This is a genomic window from Chitinophaga sp. 10T418, assembly GCF_056394125.1.
Genome location: NZ_JBFTHG010000001.1, coordinates 251311 through 272952 on the forward strand (window position 1 = coordinate 251311; position 21642 = coordinate 272952).

Annotated in this window: 12 protein-coding genes; all 12 read left to right on the forward strand. The window is 43.0% G+C overall.

From position 1 onward, the window contains the following. Positions 1–33: 33 nt before the first annotated feature. The 12 genes from AC1DCV_RS00975 (at position 34) to AC1DCV_RS01030 (ending at position 21284) form a co-directional block, all read left to right on the forward strand. Positions 34–1935 carry a RagB/SusD family nutrient uptake outer membrane protein gene (locus tag AC1DCV_RS00975; RefSeq protein WP_477021457.1) on the forward strand — a complete coding sequence of 634 codons (1902 nt, stop codon included), beginning with the start codon at positions 34–36 and terminating at the stop codon, positions 1933–1935. Positions 1936–1983: 48 nt separating this feature from the next. Next, positions 1984–3153, forward strand: coding sequence for a DUF5000 domain-containing lipoprotein (locus AC1DCV_RS00980; RefSeq protein WP_477021458.1), 1170 nt, complete (start codon positions 1984–1986; stop codon positions 3151–3153). A 28-nt stretch (positions 3154–3181) separates the two neighbouring features. Then, positions 3182–4390, forward strand: coding sequence for a DUF4998 domain-containing protein (locus tag AC1DCV_RS00985; RefSeq protein ID WP_477021459.1), 1209 nt, complete (start codon positions 3182–3184; stop codon positions 4388–4390). Positions 4391–4397: 7 nt separating this feature from the next. Further along, entirely contained in the window at positions 4398–5735 is a 1338-nt protein-coding gene (locus tag AC1DCV_RS00990) for a glucosidase family protein (RefSeq protein WP_477021460.1), read from the forward strand. A 378-nt stretch (positions 5736–6113) separates the two neighbouring features. Further along, positions 6114–7856, forward strand: coding sequence for a type VI secretion system Vgr family protein (locus tag AC1DCV_RS00995; protein ID WP_477021461.1), 1743 nt, complete (start codon positions 6114–6116; stop codon positions 7854–7856). 14 nt (positions 7857–7870) lie between these two features. Continuing rightward, the gene (locus tag AC1DCV_RS01000) at positions 7871–8740 is read left to right on the forward strand and encodes a hypothetical protein (RefSeq protein WP_477021462.1); all 870 of its coding nucleotides are present in this window, start codon (positions 7871–7873) and stop codon (positions 8738–8740) included. 40 nt (positions 8741–8780) lie between these two features. Further along, positions 8781–10259 (forward strand): hypothetical protein, encoded by a 1479-nt coding sequence (locus AC1DCV_RS01005; protein WP_477021463.1) that lies wholly within the window; start codon positions 8781–8783, stop codon positions 10257–10259. A 43-nt stretch (positions 10260–10302) separates the two neighbouring features. Beyond that, positions 10303–11172 carry a hypothetical protein gene (locus AC1DCV_RS01010; RefSeq protein WP_477021464.1) on the forward strand — a complete coding sequence of 290 codons (870 nt, stop codon included), beginning with the start codon at positions 10303–10305 and terminating at the stop codon, positions 11170–11172. Positions 11173–11497: 325 nt separating this feature from the next. After that, positions 11498–14887, forward strand: coding sequence for a hypothetical protein (locus tag AC1DCV_RS01015; protein ID WP_477021465.1), 3390 nt, complete (start codon positions 11498–11500; stop codon positions 14885–14887). Between the two features lie 35 nt (positions 14888–14922). After that, positions 14923–20403 (forward strand): DUF6443 domain-containing protein, encoded by a 5481-nt coding sequence (locus AC1DCV_RS01020; RefSeq protein ID WP_477021466.1) that lies wholly within the window; start codon positions 14923–14925, stop codon positions 20401–20403. Positions 20404–20411: 8 nt separating this feature from the next. Further along, positions 20412–20777: a hypothetical protein gene (locus AC1DCV_RS01025; protein WP_477021467.1), complete on the forward strand. Its 366-nt coding sequence runs from the start codon at positions 20412–20414 to the stop codon at positions 20775–20777. Positions 20778–21026: 249 nt separating this feature from the next. After that, complete coding sequence (locus tag AC1DCV_RS01030; protein WP_477021468.1) at positions 21027–21284, forward strand: hypothetical protein; 258 nt, start codon at positions 21027–21029, stop codon at positions 21282–21284. Positions 21285–21642 lie beyond the last annotated feature (358 nt).

The following is a 21642-nucleotide window of genomic DNA, read 5'->3' on the forward strand; positions in this document are numbered from 1 at the left end:
TTATTATATACTTGTTTAACATCAGTGAAATGTATGCGCAGCCAACGTATGGTCGTATGGTCGCTGGGTATGGTGGTAATGCTTTTTACTTCGTGTAAAAAAGGATTTCTTGATATCATACCCGATAACGTACCCACGATCGAGCATGCTTTTGCCAACCGTGTGGAAGCAGAGAAATATTTATTTACCTGCTATGCTTATCTGCCGAGAGAAGGTGACCCGGACAGGAATCCAGCGTTCAGCGGTTGCGACGAGGCATGGACCTACTGGCCCATGAGCGAGGATTATTTTTACCTCGATCCTTATAACATTGCCCGCGGTAATCAGAACAGCGCCAATCCATACCTGAATTATTGGGATAATTTTGATGGAAAGTCGCTGTGGCAGGGTATCAGGACCTGTAATATTTTCCTGGAAAATGTGAGTAAAGTAATAGACCTGCAACCTTATGAAAGAGACAGATGGACTGCAGAAGCGAAATTCCTGAAGGCATATTTCCACTGGTATTTATTCAGGATGTACGGCCCTATTCCGGTGGTGGATAAAAACCTGCCCATTACGGCGTCTCCGGAGGAAGTGCGGGTGTTTCGTCAACCGGTCGATTCTGTCGTGAATTATATCGCCAGTCTGTTGGATCAAGCAGCTGCAGGTGAAAACACCGGACTACCACTGTCTATCACCAGCGCCACTACAGAACTCGGACGTATCACGAAAGTTGCAGCCCTGGCCATCAAAGCCCGGGTACTGGTAACAGCGGCCAGTCCCTTGTTCAATGGCAATAACGATTTTGCAGGCATGAAGAATAAAAATGGGCAGCTGCTTTTTAATCCGCAATACGATGCTTCCAAATGGACGAGGGCACGGGACGCCTGTAAAAGAGCTATTGATCTTGCACAGTCGGCAGGAGTGAAATTATATCACTTCAATCCTTCCATCTTTGAGGTAGATCATGCTACACAAATAGAAATGAATATTCGCAATGCCGTGTGCGAGAAATGGAACAGCGAACTGATATGGGGATTGACAACAGACGGTAACCCTACCTATTGGCTGCAAACATTTGCCTGTCCGCAATTAGATCCCAATGCATTCAACCTTAACCTGAAAGGAAAACTTGCGCCGCCTTTGAAAATAGCCGAAATGTTTTATACACAGCATGGTGTACCGATCGAGGAGGATAAAACCTGGGACTATGCAAATCGCTTTAAGCTGCGTACTGTAGCCGCAAAAGATACCGCGATGCAGGAAGGATACAGAACAGTGGGACTACATTTTGAAAGAGAACCACGGTTCTACGCAGATATGGCATTTGATGGCTCCAAATGGTTCATGAAAAACAACAACTACAATATTCAAAGTAAGCTGGAACAATATTCCGGGAAAAAACAAAGCCGTTTGTATTCTATCACTGGCTACTATACCAAAAAAATTGTGAGCTGGAATATGGTCTTTACTAATACTTCATTACAAACGGAATCATATCCCTGGCCTGTTATGCGCCTGTCAGACCTTTATCTCCTGTATGCCGAAGCACTGAATGAAACGGGAGCTTCCGCTGAAGCATTGACATATCTGAACCCGATCCGTGAAAGAGCGGGGCTACAGTCGGTAGAAACTTCATGGACTACTTATTCCAACAATCCATCGAAGTATGCGTCTGTAGCCGGACTCCGCGACATTATCCGGCAGGAGCGCAGCATAGAAATGGCATTTGAAGGCAGTCGTTTTTGGGATCTGCGCAGGTGGAAAACAGCACCGCAAGTACTGAACAGCCCTATCTATGGATGGGATATCCTGCAATCAACTTATGAAGATTATAATCGCAAGGTATTCGTGTTCAATATGCAGTTTGTGGCACCCCGCGATTATTTCTGGCCGATCAAGGAAGACAATCTGCAAATAAATCCCAACCTCGTACAAAATCCCGGTTGGTAATAGCGCTTCATTCTGTTAAAATATTTGTACCTGCGTAAATGCACTGATATGAACAAACGAACTTATTTCAATAGCATATTAATATCCCTGCTGGCTATCTGCTCCTGTAAAAAAGAGGAGCCCAGGTCCGTTCAACAAGACAGCACACCTCCGGGTATCGTTGGTAATGTAACCGTAACGAATCTCAATGGCGCAGCGAAGATCAGCTATACCTTACCGGCCGATGCTGATCTGTTATGTGTAAAAGCCCTGTACCAGACAACGAAAGGGACAAAACACGAAACCAAAGTAAGCCGCTATAACAACAGCTTATTGGTGGAAGGGTTTGGAGATACCAGTACCTACAAAGTATTGTTGTATGTGGTGGATAAAAGTGAGAACGTTTCCCCGGCCGTTGAAGTGACTGTGCACCCACTGGAACCGCCGATCTGGATAGTGAGAAGATCATTGATAATGGTGCCTGATTTTGGCGGTGTAAATGTAAAATATATCAATGGGGGAGAAGATGACCTGGCACTGGTGGTGCTGGCCAACGACTCTCTTGGCCAATTCTCTCCGGTAACTACTCAGTATACTAATCTCAAAGAGGGAAATTTCTCTACCCGGAATATGAAGGATGTACAAACGCAATTCGGCGTATACATCCGCGACCGGTGGGGGAATTTATCCGATACGCTGCAGGTGAAACTGACACCGTTATTTGAAGAGCTGCTGGATCGCAACAAAATGAAAGAAGTGATATTGCCGGGTGATGCGCCTTTAGGTTATGGTGGTAATGTGGCAGGTCTTTTTGATGGCAACACTACCAGTGGTTTTTATCATTCGGGAGACGCTGCCAGGATGCCCCAGTGGTTTACCTATGATATGGGTGTAACCGCCAAACTAAGCCGGCTGGTATGGTTCATGAGACCCGAATATTATTACTCGCTGCATAATCCCAGAGTAGTGGAAATATGGGGATCCAATAAACCTAATCCGAATGGAAGTTTTGATGATAGCTGGACATTACTGGCGACCACTACCCAGGTAAAGCCATCCGGGTTACCGGAAGGGCAGCTTTCACAGGCGGATATAGATGCCGCGTTAGCCGGGTGGACGGTCACTTTCCCGTTGAATTCACCCAAGGTGCGTTATATCCGGTTTAAAACGCTGAAGAACTGGTCTAACGGTACTTACGTGAATTTTTACGAGATCATGATGTGGGGAGATACAAAATAAATTATCTGTCAACCAAGAAATAAACAACATGAAGGATATTAAATTTTTCACTTTCTTATGGATACTCGCCATCACTGGCTTTATAGTATCCTGCACCAAAACCAGGGGCGATGCCTACAGAGACTATATGAAAGGCGGTGAGATCACTTATCCGGGTAGGGCAGATACGGTGTTGGTACGCTCGGGCCTCAACCGGATCCAGCTTTCTGTTATACTGGGTAATGATCCGTTAGTAACAAAGTTGAAAGTTTTCTGGAACAATAACAACGACTCTCTGGAGCGCGTTGTAAAACGAACAACCGGGGTCGACACGATTGATGTGGTGGTGCCCGGTCTGAAGGAGGGAGATTATAATTTTATCATTTACACCTATGATAAGGAAAACCACCGGTCGGTGATGGTGAACGCTTTTGGGGTAGCTATTGGTCAGAATTATGTTAGCACGCTCACGAACCGGACCTTGCAATCTCTTACCCAATCTGCTGATGGTAACCAGGTGATACTGAACTGGGGTGCATCTGCTGCGGGCGAACAAGGTATTGAAGTGAGTTATACCGGCGCCGATGGAACTGCCCGTAAAATAACAGTACCTGCTACCGAAACACGTACCGTACTCCCGGATTATAAAGAAAGTTCAGTGCTGACCTACAACTCAAGATACAAGCCTGACTCCACTGCATTTGAATATTTTTATCCCAAGGCAGGCACTGTTACTTTGCCGGCATTTGAAAGAGAGCTGCCCAAAGCAGGCTTTAAAGTACTTGAATTGCCTACCGATGTAAAGGATGGCGGCTACGGCTGGCTGATCAATTATCTGTGGGATGAAAATTACAATCCACCTGGTTTTGCCTCACAGTCAATTATCCCCTGCTGGTTCACTATTGATTGCGGTAAAACGGCTACACTCAGTCGCTTTAAAGTATGGCAGGCCAATGATCGCTTATATGAAAAAGAAAGCGTGAAGACCTTTGAATTATACGGTAGCAATCAGCCTGCAGCAGATGGTAGCTGGGGCAGCTGGACGAAAATCGATGCCTATGAGTCCATCAAACCATCCGGTTTGCCTGTAGGGCAAAATTCGGATGATGATGTAACTTATGCCAAAGCAGGAGAAGTGTTCAGCATCCCCGCCGGTACAGCCCCATTCCGGTATTACCGGTTTAAATTGCTAACGAACTGGGGCAAGAATGCGTTTATGACTATGGAAGAATTTACTTTTTATACACACGACAAGTAAACCACAAATGAAACGACTATTTATACTACCATGCCTCATATTGGCCATGGCAGCACACGCGCAGAAAGGAGAATTGAAGTTGTTATCCTATCCAGGCAGGGTGGAAACAGCGCAGATCAGTAATGCTATATTGGCTAAACAGATATTGGCCGACCACCGTTTGGATACCGTACAGGCGTGGGCGTTAAAAGTGCTGACCGGCTTCAACGCAGGTACAGGTTATGGCGAGATCTGGATCAGAGACTTCAACACCTTTATCAAAGGTTCTCTGAAAGTGCGCAGCAGTCAGGATGTAAAAGAGGCACTGCTGCTCTTCTTCAAGTTACAAGGTGCAGATGGTAATGTTCCTGATGGAGCTATCAATGAGAAACAAGCAAACATCGGTTATAAGTATGCTTATTCTGAATTGGCTCCAGGCTGGGCCAGCCATAAGAACACCGTAGAAACGGACCAGGAATCATCCCTGATACAAGCAGTCAGACAGTATATCGATGTGACGGGAGATAAAAGTATTCTCCAGGAAAAGATAGGCAATCAAACGGTGCTGCAAAGAATGGAAGCTGCGCTGCGTTTCGTAATGACAGAACGTTGGTCCAAAGAATATGGTCTTGTTAAAGGTGCTACCACCATAGATTGGGGCGACGTACAACCAGAGAGTGGATGGGGCGTTGCATTGAATGATAAAACCAAATGGAGTATCGACATCTACGATAACGCCATGTTCCTGTCGGCTGTCAACGATTTCCTGGCGATAAAACCTGTGTCTTATACTGCGCAGGACAATTGGAAGAATGTAGCTGCTTCTCTCCGAAAAAATATCCGCAAACATTTGTGGGATACCGGTGCCACCAAATACATCCCACATATTTATTTGAATGGGAGCCCGTTTGCACCTGACTTCAACGAGCGCGGTATACTTTACACCGGTGGCACCGCCTGTGCTATCCTGGCCGGATTACATGACAAGAAAGAGATCCGGCAGATCAACCAGCAGTTCCTGGCCGCAGCGGAAAAAGAGCCGTTCGCTACTATAGGTATGACAGTCTATCCACCGTACCCGGTAGAAGTGTTTCCTAATATGGCGGCTTATGTTTATCAGAATGCGGGCGACTGGACCTGGTTCGGTGGACGTATGATCTCCGCGTTGACTATCAATGGTATGCCGCTGGAGGCCTATGCGGAAATGAGCCCGATGCTGGACCGCGTGATCAGTAACAAAGGATTTAATGAATGGTATGATGTGCGTACCGGCAAAGCATCCGGCTCCGGCGATTTCAGAGGAGAAGCCGGCGTGTTGTATGATGCAATTAACCATCTGAAAGCCTGGGCAAGAAAAATGAAGTAACGGAGTTTAGTGAGGACTGCCGGCCATATTATTATATTATTATGTACTGCAGAATTATACCTGAAAACAGGTAGAAAAATCCCATAGAAAGTTATATTCTATGGGATTTTTTGCGTCTTATTTCAACCCTTGTGTAGGAAGATCTGGAAGCATTTAGAATTGGTGATTTCACTATTATCTGGAATGCAGGAATAAAGGAATGAAAATTGAAATGTATTTATTTTTATTGCTATGTATAGGCGTTCTGGTTATACCCCAATAAGTATATTTTTACCGGATATTAATGGATTTTTGTATTGAAGAATATATTAAATTAGCCTTATTGATTTTCCTGTTACCCGGAAGTAAATTGCCATTCTTTATTAAAAACCCAGGATAATGTCACTCCATACGTTAACTACCGTCTCTATTGCTGGCCAGCAGTTTCAGCAGTTCATATCGCTTCGCCTTGAGCAAACACTTGATAGTCATCATGACTTTGAATTGAAAATAGGTTATGACTGGTTACTAAAAATAGGCAAGAATATTCTCTCTGCCAGCAAAGCATTTCTCGGCAAAGAAGTCAACATCGTTATCAATGCTGTTCAGCAGGGTAGTGAGATGGAAGCGATGATCTTCAATGGTATTGTGATGTCTATCAGTGCCGGAAAAGATTATGATGGTACCCACGGATTTTGTATCATTCGCGGATCTGGCCCATCGGTCCTCCTGGACAATGATCCCCACATACAATGTTTTGAAGCACAATCGCTGTCCGCCATTGCTCAAACCGCACTGAAGCCCTGTTTGCCGTATACGGCTTCTCCCAAAGTGGCTCCTGAAACAACTACTAATCTCAAATATATAGTGCAGTATAAAGAATCAAATTTTGATTTTCTGCACCGTCTCTCACAGCGTTTTGGGGAATGGTTCTTTTACAACGGACAACAAATCGTATTTGGCCAATACACAGGTAAAAAAATAAACCTGGTGCATATGGTAGACCTGTTGGAATTTGAATTGCAACTAAAGGTAAAATCAAATAACCAGCTCTTCAATGGCTATGACTACCGCGAACACCAGGTAGTGCAAAAAAATACGCAGGAACAAGCCTCCGGAAATATGGATGCATATACCCAGCAGGTACAATCACTCAGCGAAAAACTATATAATAAGCCTTCTCTTTTTAAAATGACCTATGCGTTCACTACGAATGCCAAAGCAGAACTGGACCAGTTACTAACACGACAGAAAAAAGGACGGTTGGCAGATATGGTACACCTGAAAGGCAATAGTAAAAATACTGCGATACGTATAGGCGATACCGTTTCTGTAAAAGAAAATGTATATAATGAAGAAGATCACGGTGAATTTTTCATTACAGCCATCACACATTATTGCAATGGCAATGGACAATATCATAATGAATTTACCGGCATCCCGGCGGAAGTAGCCGCTCCTGCCGTTGATATTGAAAACTTTCCACATTGTGAAGCCCAAAGTGCAACAGTGGTAGATAACCACGATCCGAAAGGACTTGGTCGCATAAAAGTAAAATTCAAATGGCAGCAACAGGGTAGTACTCCCTGGTTACAGATCATTTCTCCCCACGGCGGAGGAGATAAAGGATTTTATATGGTCCCGGAAAAAGGGGAAGAAGTAATAGTGGATTTTGAAGGCGGTAACCCGGAACTACCTATGGTAATGGGAACTACCTATAACGGCAAAGCCAAAAGTAGCTTCGGTAATGCCGGTAACGATGTAAAAGCGTTCAAAACCAGGAGCGGTATTTCCTTCCTAATGAACGATGCCGCCGGTAGTGTTACCATTAATGATCCCAGCGGCAACCAGGTGATTATGCATGGCAATAAACATGTGACCATCAATGCCCCTGAGAAACTGATTATTAACTCAAAAGATATTGTCATTAATGGCTCCAACTCCATTAAAATCGGTACAGGCGCCGATCCCACACATGTAGTGATTGACACATCAGGTAATAAGATCGATATCAAAAGCGATACAAATAGTATTCATGGAAAAGACAATACTATCACCGGCACCTCTAATAAGGTGAACGGACAAAACAACCATATCCAGGGTGAAAGCAAACTGGACGGAGGAAACGTTTTCATCAACTAATATAAGTCCAGCCCATGTTTGGTAATAACAACCCGGAGAAACAACTTTTCTTTAGAAAGCCATTTTCTGAGAAATACACACTTACGATCAAAGCAGATGTATTGGCAGGTTCCATGCCTATTAAAACCACTACTGAAATCAGGTGGAATCTGCAGGTAATAAAAGTAGAGGAAGATCTGATCGAAATAGAGCTGATAACACTGGATAATGAATTGCTGGCTACCAATAACCCTGCACTGAAAGATCTGGCGCGTATGAACCAGGCTTTTGCCAGGATGTACAATGAAATACATGTATTGATAGATAGGAGCGGACGAGTAAAAAAGGTATTGAATGAAGAATTGATTAAGCGTAAATGGGCTTCTACCAAAGCAGAAATGCAGGCGATAGAAAACCAGGTAGAGGCTGTAAAAGGTATCATTATACTCAACGATGAGATCTTTACTTCTCCCGAAAAAATAGTGACAGCCGTTCAAAACAATGAATTCTTCAGCATCTACTTTCATCATGTATATGGCCGGAAACTGCCCGGCGATACGCCTGTAGAAACCAGGTGGAATCATTTTCAGCAGGCCCAGGTAGACTGGAGTTATAACATCCGGTCTAATGTTACCCTACCGGCAATGACCAACCTGTCTTCTGTAATAATAGATGTAACAGGTTATCCCGTTACACGCCTGGACAACAACTGGATAAAGAAAGCATACAGCGCTTTTCAGAATGTTGATACCAGCCATATCAAGCCACATCTTACAGAATTGGGTAAATATAATATTGACCCACAAACGGGCAGGCTAAAAGAAGCTTATCTGTTGAAAGAGGAAATAGCTCACCCACAGTTTATTTTCTCGAAAATGGAATATACCATGAAGGCTGCCAATTAATATAAACTTAGATCAATCATCCATATCTAAACCTATTGCGATGGGGGCAAAAATAACTACAGAAAAAGAGTTCTGGCAATGCAGTGGGGGCCTGATGCCTGCGCCTATGCAGAGTACTCAGCTAGTAACCAAGAAAAAAGATGGCAATAAATACATCACCATAAATGATAAAAGCACACAAAGCTTTGTTGATTTTGCCTGTAAAAAAATGATGTGGCTGATGGCCCTGATAGCCGCCATCGTAGTGGTGGCGGTAGTAGCTACAGGAGGTGCTGCGCTGATTGCCATCGGGGCTTTGGCCGGGGCCGCCGGGGCTGTACTTGGAGCAGTGGTAGGGAGTCTTATCTGCGGACAAAGAGCCGCTATTGCGCGCATCTGGATAGGTGAAAAGGCGGATTTCAAAATCCTTGAAACACCTACCGTTACAGGAGAGCATAAAATGATTTGTAATATTTTTGGTGAACAGATTTCGTATGCACCCAATGTCAAAAGCTGGTGGCAGGCGATATCGCTGGGCGCCGCCAATTTTATTGGCGGAGTACTGGAAGGTGCGATGGTAGGCGCCGCAGTAGGAGGCGGTGTTGCCTTTATGGAAGGGGGGATGGCTGCATTGGCGGAAGGAGGCATCGGCGGATTGGGGCGCAGTGCTTTACAGTTGGTCAAATCGTTGCCGGGTAACTTGTTGAAAAATTTCGTAAGTTCATGGACCACCGGGCTAGGCGCTGGTTTAAGAGCTACTACAGGCGTACAACAGGTAGCACAAACCTACGGTGAAACCGGGTCAGCCGGCGTTGGCGATTTTGGTAAAGGAGTAGTAGGTATGGAAACCGGTACTGCCGAATCTGCCCAGCGAATATTTACCGGACAGGGTACTGCCATGGACTATATTGGTATTGCGATGTGGTTTACGCCTGCGCATAAGTCGGCAGAGGAAGCCAAAAAGGGTAATAAAGGCGGAAATGAAGAACAAAGCCGGAGTAATCGGGAAGAAGGTGAAACACCTGTAAATGATGGGCCTCCACCTGAAAATGAAGCAACAGCCCGCCCTGATGGAGAAGCATTTGAAGATCCTGCACCACTTAGAAATTCAGCAATAGGAGATATAGGGGAAGCAGCAGTAGTGGAAAGATTGATTGCCGACGGTTACACTGAAATATTACAGGTACAGAATAATTCTGGTCATGGTGTAGATATCATTGGAAGAAATCCAACCAATGGACATGTTAAAGCCATTGAAGTAAAAGCGAATACTTCGCGATTAAGTGAAGCACAGCAACAAGGTGGTGAAGTATATGTGGAAGACAGGCTTAGAAGGGCTGCCAACGGTGAACGTGGCTACGGAGTTCCTCCTAATCCACCTGAACTGCCACAGCAGGCAAGACAGGCACAGAGATGGATAGAAAATGCACCTAATGTTGATTACGAAGTACATCGCGTGCCAGTAGACAGAACTACCGGCGTAGTAGGAGAGCCGGAAGTATCACCATGGGATCCACCGGCACCGGAACCCGAAGAATAACTCGTATCATTTTTGAGAAAAAATAATTTCAAAATATCATTATATGGCATTAACAGAACAAAAGGTACAAGAGGTTGTCAATGAATTAAAAGAATGGTTCAGTAAACCCAATGCAGAAGATTTCCATTTTAAAGAACCATCCAATCAGATTGAAACTATACTAACGGAATCAAAAGTGCAGAAAGCCGTAATGGTTGATTTAAAAACATTGAACAACTGGTACGGAAATAAATTTGTTTACCTGGCATTGGCAGAGAATGACCTTTCCACCGAGCCTGTTTTCTTTGCCAGCAGTTATTATGTAAGTGTCATCGCAGATATCTTTGCCCTGGGGTATCCCGGTAACCCACCTAAATTGCTGTTTACTGATCTGGCCATGTTTCTTGCCAATTGCCTGCAAGCGAAATGGTATGATAAAAGCCATGAAATAATCGATATTATCAACAAAGGCCTCAGTACCAAATTTCTTAAAGGAGGATTGAACTACGCGAAGGCGGCCTGGTTTATTACAGAAATCGCCAATAAGGCATTCAATATAAGAGCAGATTATAGCAGTTATAAGTATCCCAGTACACTTGGCGTTTATCAACAGGCATTGGACAAATGGAACACGACCGATCTTGCTGAAGTAGATAAAATGGTGTCTGAAATGTGTGATTACCATTTGAGTCAGGCTGATTTTAGTGAAGAAACTCCGCTGGAATTCAGCTTTGTAAAAGAATTTGTTTTTACCTACGAAATACTTGCCTGGTTATCTGTCAGGGAGAAAGGGGGAATCAAAAACCCTGAAAGCTTTACTCACGCGTTAATGCAGCTGCCTGTAAATAAATTGCCTGTTCAGCCAATCGCATTCAACAACGTTAAATTGTATGAGGAGATATTGAAGAAATTGAAGGAGGAGTTCCCTGCATAGCGGATTAAATAATAATCAAAGTTAGCGTGGTTAGTAATAATAATGAGCCAGTGGCGCCTCGCACCACTGGCTCATTATTATTACTAACCGGGATAGCCTTTTCGTTGAAAATTTAGTATATAGGTGCACCGGTGGTGCTAAATTATTTATTGTATCTGTGAATCCGATAGTCTGAATCTAGATAAAATGGACATTTCTGTGTGACGTAAATTTGAAAAAAACTTATCATCTTCCTTTTTATACAGTTCGGTTTTTGAAAATCATTTACCTTGCAAAAGTATTAAACCAATAATAGTCTGTATTTTTTATTGTTACGCCCGAACCTATGTCAGTACGTCGTCTGTTTAGCCTGCATGCAGTCAGGTATGCTATTGCTTGTTGTATTTTTTTATGGTCTTGTATTGTCAATGCCCAGGTAGACTTATCATCTGGTAGGGCCCAGGCCCGCTTGCCTTTATATAGTTATAGTGATGGAGATAAACTTAATACTGGAGTTAGTCTGGAATATACAGACGGCAGTGGTATTAAAGTGAATGAGGTGGCTGCTGCTGTAGGCTTGGGCTGGAGCCTGGATGCCGGAGGCTTTGTTACACGCCTTACCAGAGGTGAACCAGATGACCAGAAAGGAGGCGTGCTGGATGGTGGGGAATTGTATGCCACCGGAAATTTGTATACACCTTATTATGGCAGGCACGTTGTACCCAGAGGCTTCGGTTGGACACCACTTGATATCGGCTCTTCCGGTTTTTATAAGCATAGCGAAGAGGTAATAGCAGACCGTGTTCAGGATGAATTTGTATTTCGGTTTGCTGGTAGAAGTGGTCGCTTTGTTATTGACAGAAAGGGGATTTGTCACACGCTCGACGATTCAAAGCTCCGTATTGAGAAAGTAGAGGAAGATATGAGTGCTGGCGGTATTCTTACCCGTATCAGCAAGTTTATTATTACGGATGAAACAGGAACCAAATATACATTTAGTGAAAAAGAACTAGGTAAAATTATTACTTCTGATGTTTCGGGTAAAAGACGGGCAAACCTTACCTATAATCCTGGCCTCGCTGTTTATATTACTGTTCAGCGGAATAAGGTGAGTAATTACTATGCCGTGAATAGCTGGCAGCTAACAGAAATCAAAACGCCAGGTGCTGACAAAACAATCACCTTTACATATGACAGTTACAATGTCGATTATGTGAGTGATATAGATGCTGGTGAAACCCAATACTCTGGTAATAGTGGCGATGAGAGGATAAATTTGAAGGCGGAATCACGAATAGTGAGTACGCTGAAACGTATTACAGGTATAACACTTCCAGACAATACCAATATAAAATTTGCCTATACGGCTGCCAACCGTGTAGATCTCCCCGGCACCAAAGCGCTGGATAAAGTAGTGATTGAACGGAATGGAATTGCCAGCATAACCTATCAGTTTAACTATCAGTATTTCTCAAGAAACAATTTAAGAGATTATACTTATACCTTTCCTGCAGGAGAGCTGCCCAACGCCAGATTATGTCTGAAAAGTATACAGAAAAAAGGAATTGATAATCTCGCGGAAAATCCTTTCCTCTTTACTTATTTCATAGAAGGTAACGGTATACCTGGCCGATTAATGGGGATGTCAGATCATTGGGGATATAATAAAGGAGATCTTGAGAACTGGGATAATGATGATAATATTGTCAAAAACACAGCGTCGATTGCAGTAGGTGCAAATAGGAATGTTGGATCGGCTTTATTGATCAGGCAGGGATTACTAAAGAGTATTCAGTATCCGGGTGGAGGGTCATTAAATTACGAGTATGAGAATAACACAGCCAAGGTCGGGGCTTCAACAATGTCTACGGCGGGAGTAAGAGTAAAAAGGATAACCTACAAAGATGGCGTCAGTGCCAGCCCGGACGTAGTCAAAGAATATGATTATACACTCGAAGACGGAACTTCTTCCGGCTGGGGATATCAGATCCCTGATTATGGCTATACTACAAAAACCACGATGGTAATCCCAACTAAGGGAACTTATGTTACCTCCAGCCTGGCTTCCGATCTCGCATCAAGCGTAATTCCTGATATTGGAAAGCTGCGAATTCCTGCTACGGGGAGGCCTGTTGATAAATTGACACAGTTTAAAGCTGCCGGAATGGTGTATGGCATGCTGCTTACTTTATTTTATTATGCCTTAGCAGATGTAGTTTTTCCCGACAAGGTAACAAAGGATGTGATAAATACTGGTAATTCAAGCCTTAGCGCAAACAGGTTAAATCCATTACCTGATAACTACTCCAGGGTGATAGAATATGAAGGTACGACCACCGCCAACAGGGGGAAAACAGTATTTGAATTTACCACCGATAATGACTTTTCCATTGTTTTCCCAGGCGACCCATATGCCGGAAAAGACAGGTATATTAATAGCCTGTATGGGATGTTGAAAAAGAAAAAAGTGTATAACAGCAATAATGAATTGCTGAACGAGGAATATAACAAGTATGATTTCATCGGAAAGCAGTTGGATAACTCAGACAACTATTCTGTTATTTTTAATGTGGAGAGATCACTGGCTACGACCCGTCAATGGTTGGACGCTAGTAAAGACGCACTGATCATAACTTTTACTGATATCTATCCACTGGTTGGCCGTCCTCAACTACGTTACAAGCTGCAACGAAATTATTCAGGGGGCACGGATTTCACTGAGCTACGGACGGACTATACCTATGATGATAATTATAACCTGAAGAAGGAGATCACATTAAATAGTAGTAATGAGAAAATAGAGAAAAGAATCTACTATCCTTACGACTACAATATTCCAGGTGTTTTAACGAAATTGAATAATGATTCAGTATTGTCTATACCAGTATCAACGGAAACCTGGCAAATTGCGGATGGAAAGGAAGACCGGTTGCTCGCAATGGAAGTATCGGATCTAAAGGTTTTAAATAATGGTACCGTAAAGCCTGATAAAGTATACCGTTTGTTCAGTAAAACGCCCGTATTAAAAAGCGTGATCGGTGAATTTAATCCAGCGAAATTGATCCGGGATAATAATCTGATTATACCACAGGAGCAGTTTGTGTATGACGACAGAGGAAATATTTCGGAAAGCCTCCTGAATGGCAGGATGGAAAGCAACATCTATGATGATCTGGGTGAAATGATCATCGCCAAAGTAAGGAATGGAGCCCCTTCAGATATAGCATACAGCAGTTTTGAAAAACAGGCAAAAGGTAACTGGAAGATAACGCCTGTTGGTACAGGAGATTATATTACAGACCAGGCCCGTATAACAGGAAATAGTTGCCTGAATCTGGCCGCCGTATCTCTTGTTGAAAAGACAGGGTTAAGCATAGATAAAAAATACTTCCTGTCGTTTTGGTCAAGAGGTGGTGCCGTTACTGTAACAGGAGGAACCCGTCAAAATGAAACCAATGCTGCCACACGCAATGGCTGGACATTAACCACGATGAATATTACTGCTGCCACTACTATTACAATCAAAGGCACCGGCTATATAGACGAATTGAGATTGTTGCCTGTAGATGCAGCAATGGTGACCCAAACCTATGATGATGCCCGCAATATATCGTCTGCTACCGATGCCTTTAACATGGTAACCTATTATGAATATGACGGATTAGGAAGGGMGAAATATTTAAGGGATGCTGATAATAATATTATCCGCGCCTATGAATTCAGTTATAAATTATAAGAACCCCGTCAAATACCCTATAAATCATTCATAGAATGAGAAGATTAATAATGTTCCTCAAAGTATCCCTCTTCGGGTTACTTTTGTTTACGGGCAATCAATTATATGCGCAGTGTACGGACGCTGGTATTTATATGGCAGGATCTACAGTGACTTTTGGTGTACCAGTAGATCGATTTAAAGGAAAGACTTTCTGGAGTACACCCGGAGGCGAAATTACCGGAACTTCCACAGATGGAGCGGTTGTACATATTGTTTATGCCAACTCTGGATATTATACAGTGGGAGCAGATTATTCCCTAAACCTGGAGCCGCAAACTGCTTGTTGGGAATTCGTGGTGGTAGCTAATCTTGCCGGAGGAACGATCGGAGCTAACAACGTATCTACCTTGATGGGAGAGGTATTTGAATATTCTCAGGTAAAAAGTTTGTCGCCGGCTACTGGTGGTATGGGTGTATACAGTGGAAGGTATACTTATAGCTATCAATGGGAAGAGTCAACAGATAGTGTCATCTGGCTAGATATAGCCGGTGCCACTGGCGTCAACTGTGCAGGAAGTGACCTGGTAACCGGGAAGAAGTATTTCAGAAGAAGAGTATCTGACTATTACCAGACAGCTTATTCCAATGTATTTTCCTTCACGCCTGCCACCCGGCTGACCCCAGGACAGATAAGTGCTTCACAGACCATTAAGCCGGGGAGTTCTCCTGTACCTTTTTCTGGTAATGCAGCCACTGGTGGCAATGGGACATATGTTTATCAATGGGAGAGTTCTACAGATGGAATGAAGTGGACAACCATATCAGGTGCCACCGCTACCGGTTATCAGGCACCCGCTATGGATAAAACAACCTATTACAGAAGGAAATGCAGTGCTGATAAGCAATCCGGTTACTCCAATAGCGTTCAGCTACTTGTTGCTGATCCTGATAAGATAAATACGCCTGCCGCCAATGCGTCTACTGGTACGTCAGCAAAGGTCCCGATTCCGGATTATAGTGCTTTGCGCAGTGATACTTTCAATAAAGTAGCTACCTATGCTGTCATGAAGCCCGGTGTCACCACTCCTGCGGCCCTGCTAACATTGAACAATACAAGAGACTTCCAGAAAACTATTTCATACCGGGATGGACTAAACAGACAAGTGGAAAATGTGATATTGAATGCAGGAACAGATAATAAAGACCTGATTGGCGTGAATGCTTATGACGAGTTTGGACGTATGCCGGTGCAGCATTTGTCTTACCTCGCAGCTACCGATAACAATAATGTGGGTAGTTTCAGGTCGGACGCAGCTACAAAACAACCGGAATTCTACAACACAATTACGAATAATCAGGAAGATTATTTTTATGGGAAGCTGGAAGAAGAGGCGGCTCCGGAAAGCAGATACGCGTTGAGACTCGCTCCGGGAAAAAGCTTTGTAGGAAGTGGCATCAGCAGAAGCTCTACTTCTAGATTTAATCTGGCGAGCGATGCGGTACGCTTATGGACGGTGGGAAGTAATGATAATGATCTGCCAGTAAGCACAAGCCTGTATGCCGCTGGTACCCTGCATGTGAATATCGTTACCAATGAGCATGGTCAAAAACAATACTCCTACTATGACCGGCAGGGACGTTTAATCATGAGTACTGTTCAGGTGGGAGCTGACGCAGCAGCTGGAGAACTAAGAACGTATTATGTGTACGGGGAAGTGGGAGATGTTCGATATGTTTTGTCTCCTATGGCTGTCAAATACTGTGATACAAATAATAGTTGGGATTTTAGTGGTGCTACCGCTAAAACCATACTGGATGAATTGTGTTACAAATATCTTTATGATGAAAAAGGTCGGGTAACATCGCTAAAACAACCAGGAATCGCCGCTTCTACTGCTTATGTTTATGATAGCAGGGGTAGATGCGTGTTTCTTCAGAATGCTCTGTTAAAAGACCGCGGAGAATGGTTATTGACTTTTTATGATGGGTTGGATAGACAAACAATGTCGGCTTCCTATAAAAATGCTGCTGCAACAAGAGAAAGTTTACAATCATTGGTGAATCAATCAACGGCTACAAATAGTATTATCACCTTCTCCAATCCGCCTGCCATTAATCTCTATCTTGATAAGCGTGGAACACAATCTACCTATGAAGCCACGCAGAGTGTAGTGTTATTGGATGGATTTGAAACCAGCATTAATGATGAACTGATCATACAAGCAAATCCGAATGCTGCACCTGCCATAGAAAGCATTACGGTCCAAAACCCTGTGCCATCTGTATCTGGTTATGTACCATTAGTGGTTTATTATTATGATAACTATCAGGGACAAGGACTGAAAGCTTTTGATAATTCATATACCTTAGATGCAGGCGCAAATTTGTATGCGGATCCAACAGCAGTCTCCAATAACACACAAGGTCGCCTAACCGGTGTTAAACAGAAAGTGATGGGCCGGGAGCAGTGGATGACTTATACTTATTACTACGACGCAAAAGGTCGCATAATACAGTCACTCATCGACAATATTAGTGGCGGAACAGACGTAACCACCCAGCAGTATGATTTTAACAGTAATTTGTTATCCAGTCATGAATTACATAAAAATCCTCAAAGTACAGGCACACCGGTCCTGCGTTTACTGAATACCTACCAGTTTGATGCAAAAGGTAACATGACTCAGGTTGCCCAGCGCATCATCAATAACGGTACAGGCACTGCCAAATTATTGAGCGCAATGACCTATGATAATATGGGCCGGTTAAGAACAAAACAACTATCTGATCTGGAGACGTTGAACTACACTTATGCCTTAAATAACAAACTGAAAGGGATTAACAGTAATTATGCTAAGGATAAATCTGCCGGAAATTATTTCGGGTTGGAGATTTCCTTCGATAATGGATTTAGCACAAAAGATCTTACCGGAAATATATCAGGAGTAACCTGGAGAAGGAAAGGTAATCCGGACGAATGGCATGCCTATGGCTATACCTATGATAACTCTAACCGGTTAAGCAAAGCAGACTACTCGCAATCGACTTCCGGTAACTGGAATAATGGTGCCACAGATTATTCCACTACCATTTCCCAGTACGATGATAACGGAAATATTAAGAAGATGAAGCAACAGGGAATGCTACCTGGTAATGCCAAAACAACAATAGATGACCTTACTTATAACAATAAGAATAATGAGTGGAGTAATCAGTTAAGAGGTGTTACAGATGCTTTGGGAGATAAGCATCTTGGCGATTTCCATAATTACCAGGGTAGAACGGGGATAGATGATTACACTTATGATATAGCTGGTAATCTCATAAAAGATAAGAACAAGGGAATTACCATTACCAATAATTATTTATCAGGAAAACCAGAGATAATAAAGGTGGATGGAACAGATAAATCTGTTGAGTATTTATACGATGTGGCAGGTAATACACTGCAAAAAGTGATTAAAGATGGGGGGAATACAGTGACGTATGCTTATCTGAACGGAGCAGTTTATAAGGATAATGAATTGCTCTATATACCTCAGCCTGAAGGGCGTTTACGCCGGTCTGCCAATGGTACCCTGGTGTATGATTACTTCATAGCAGATCACCTGGGGAATGTAAGGACTGTTATTACCGATGAGACCAGCCAGCTGTATTATAAAGCCACCCATGAAGACAATCCCCAGCCGGCACCAGTAGTACCAGAAAGAGAGCTATTCAGTTTCCCCAAAAATGTGGATATCATTCCTGTTGGTCACAAGTTTTATGACTATAATGGTACTAACCGGAAATTTGTGAAATTAAACAGTAACGATCCGGAGCGCAAAATAGGCACTGGGAAAGTAATCAGGGTAATGGCCGGAGATAAGGTGGAAGTGGGCGTGATGTCTTATTACCAGCAGAATTCACCATCCAATAATACACCTAATCAGATACCCGCTGATATCGTGCAGCAGCTCATCAATACTTTGCTGGGACCCGCCGGCGTGGTAGCGAATGGCAAAAATAACCTGGTGCAAAGTAATGCGAACGGTACTATCCTTAATAAAGATGACTTCAATAATTTTGTTACCAATACACAGAACCAGAATCCACCTTCCACAGTGCCTAAAGCGTATCTCAATTATGTGTTGTTTGATGAGAGCTTTAAGCTGGTCAATGGTAGCGCGTTAAGAGTGCAAACACCAGATGCCGTAACACCACTGGCGGGGCAGATGGATATCCCCAAAAATGGATTCATGTATGTGTATGTAAGTAATGAAAGCCCTACAGATGTATTTTTTGATGATCTGGTAGTAAAACATACTACCGGCCATCTGTTACAGGAAGATAGCTATTATCCTTATGGTTTGCAGATTGCGGGGTTAAGTAGTAAGGCGTTGAATCGACTGGAGAACAGAGAATTGTTTAACGGTATTGAAAAGGTGAATGAATTTGACCTTGAGTTGTATGACGCATTTTACAGAACCCTGGACCCGCAGGTGGGACGTTGGTGGCAACAGGATCCTGAAAATCAGCAATACCTTTCACTTTCTCCCTATAACGTGAACGTGAACAATCCGGTTAATTATGTGGATCCGTTGGGTAATAAAGGAGATGATTGGTTCCAAAGAGGGAAATCCCTGATTTGGCTGAATAGTACGGCATCCCAAATGAATGTTGCCGGAGAAATATTTAACAATGTTGGTAAGAATATAAGTGTGACGTTGGGCCAGTACACCTATCAGTATATCGGCGAAAAACTGATAAACGTTACAGAAAATAATTTAATGAAGACCGGTGCCGGATTTGCGGAAAAGACCAGCCGTTTTTCATTCAGCGTACTGGGTGAACAGGCGAAAAAGGACTATGAGCGTGTGGTAAGATATTTAAGACAACGTCGCATCACTCGGGAGGAATATCACAAAGTATACAGAGGAAAAGTGCTTAGCGGAGGTTTGTCTGATGGCGGTATAGGTAAACTGTTTGGAGATATTGATCTGTTGGATCCCCTTGGTACTATGGACGCTATTGGTGATAAAGCGGAAGAAATCGGTGGTAAACTGGCGGAGGGGTGGAACTCTCCGGTGGCCCGGGTTATTATTCCGGACTACTATACACTACATCTTACAACTCAGACGTCTTCTGGGATTTTTTTAGGCGAAGATGTTAACTTTACATTGTTGCTTAGAGGAAGAGATCCGGGCTTATACGTTAATTCCAGCACTAATGGAGGGGGAACTCTTGCGGTGGGGCAAGATTGGGGGTTGAGTATTGGAAGAGGGACATATTTGGGACCAGACGTAAGTAGGCTTAATAGTTCACTGTTTGAAGGATGGAGCGCTTCGGTCGGAGGATCTGCAACTGTGAAGGGCGGTATCGGCGGCTCTCTGGGAGTATCAGTCGATCTTGGTATGGACAAAGGGCGGCCAACGTTGATGACAATTAAAATGGGCGGAAGTGTGGGGCCTGGTGTTTCCTCACCTTTCAACGGCACACTTGGAGGAAGTTATTCTACTCCACAAAAAAGAATTTTTAGTTTCGGGAAAAAATAAATGCTGCTATGGATAAATTGAATCGTACTACAAAGATTGGCTTGTCTGTTTGGGCACTTGGTGTAGTGATAATCGTAGGGATTTTAATCAGAAACTACATCAGATCTTCTGAAGAAATGAGAGTCATTCATGAAAATCTCCTGACTGGGATTATTACCAGCTATGAATTTACAGGAAGAGACGCTTATGATCTGAAAATAGAAAATAATGGGTGTTCAAAAGTAATACATTGTCCTACTTTTGGAGAGACTATTAAATCAATTCAAATAGGAGATTCGATTTATAAAGCCGCATTTTCAGATTCCGCCTATTTTTTTCGAAAAGATAGTAATGGCGTACCCCATCTTAAGAAAGTAGACGCAATCCGGTATTGAATAGGAAGATTAGAAAATCCCATAGAACTTGTGTTCTATGGGATTTTCTAATCTTCGTAGCGGGAAAGCTTGAATGTTGCCTCTGCTACTTTRCTAACTTTTAGCAATTGGAATTTTTAGTTTCAAAATGAAATAATGCTGTTATGGAAATTGAATCGTGCTACAAAAATTGGCATATCCATTTGGGTGCTTATCGTAGTTATAATTGGGTCTATTTTAGTCAGCATGCATGTCAGATTTGCAAAAAAAATGAAAATCATTCATGAAAATAGCCTGACAGGTATTATTACCGCCTATGAGTCCAGGGGAAGAGATACTTATGATCTGATCATAGAAGATAAGGGGCAGTCGAAAGTAATTCCTTGTCCCGCTTTTGGAGAGACTATTAAATCAATTCAAATAGGAGACTCTATTTATAAAGCCGCATTTTCAGATTCCGCCTATTTTTTTCGAAAAGATAGTAATGGCGTACCCCATCTTAAGAAAGTAGACACAATCCGGTTTTGAATAGGAAGATTATAAGATCGCATAGAACACAAGTTCTATGCGATCTTATAATCTTCCTGGCGGGACAGCTTGAAATGTTGCCCTTGCCAGATGCTGCTTTGCTAACTTTTAGCAATTTGTGGATTACTATGCACGCACTGAAGTACAATGCTACTTAACTCCACTTGGAAACAGCTGCGGCATTGTTGTTGGTCCTTGCACCACCAATTTCCCACCGGGCAATATCTTCATCCGATCTATGAAAACAACGCGCTTATCACCCGTTTCCGATGTGCGGCCATGGTATACACAGAGCATTTCTTTACCATCAGGAGAATACGTGATGCTATTATTGCCAGTGCCTGTTACCACGCCGCCT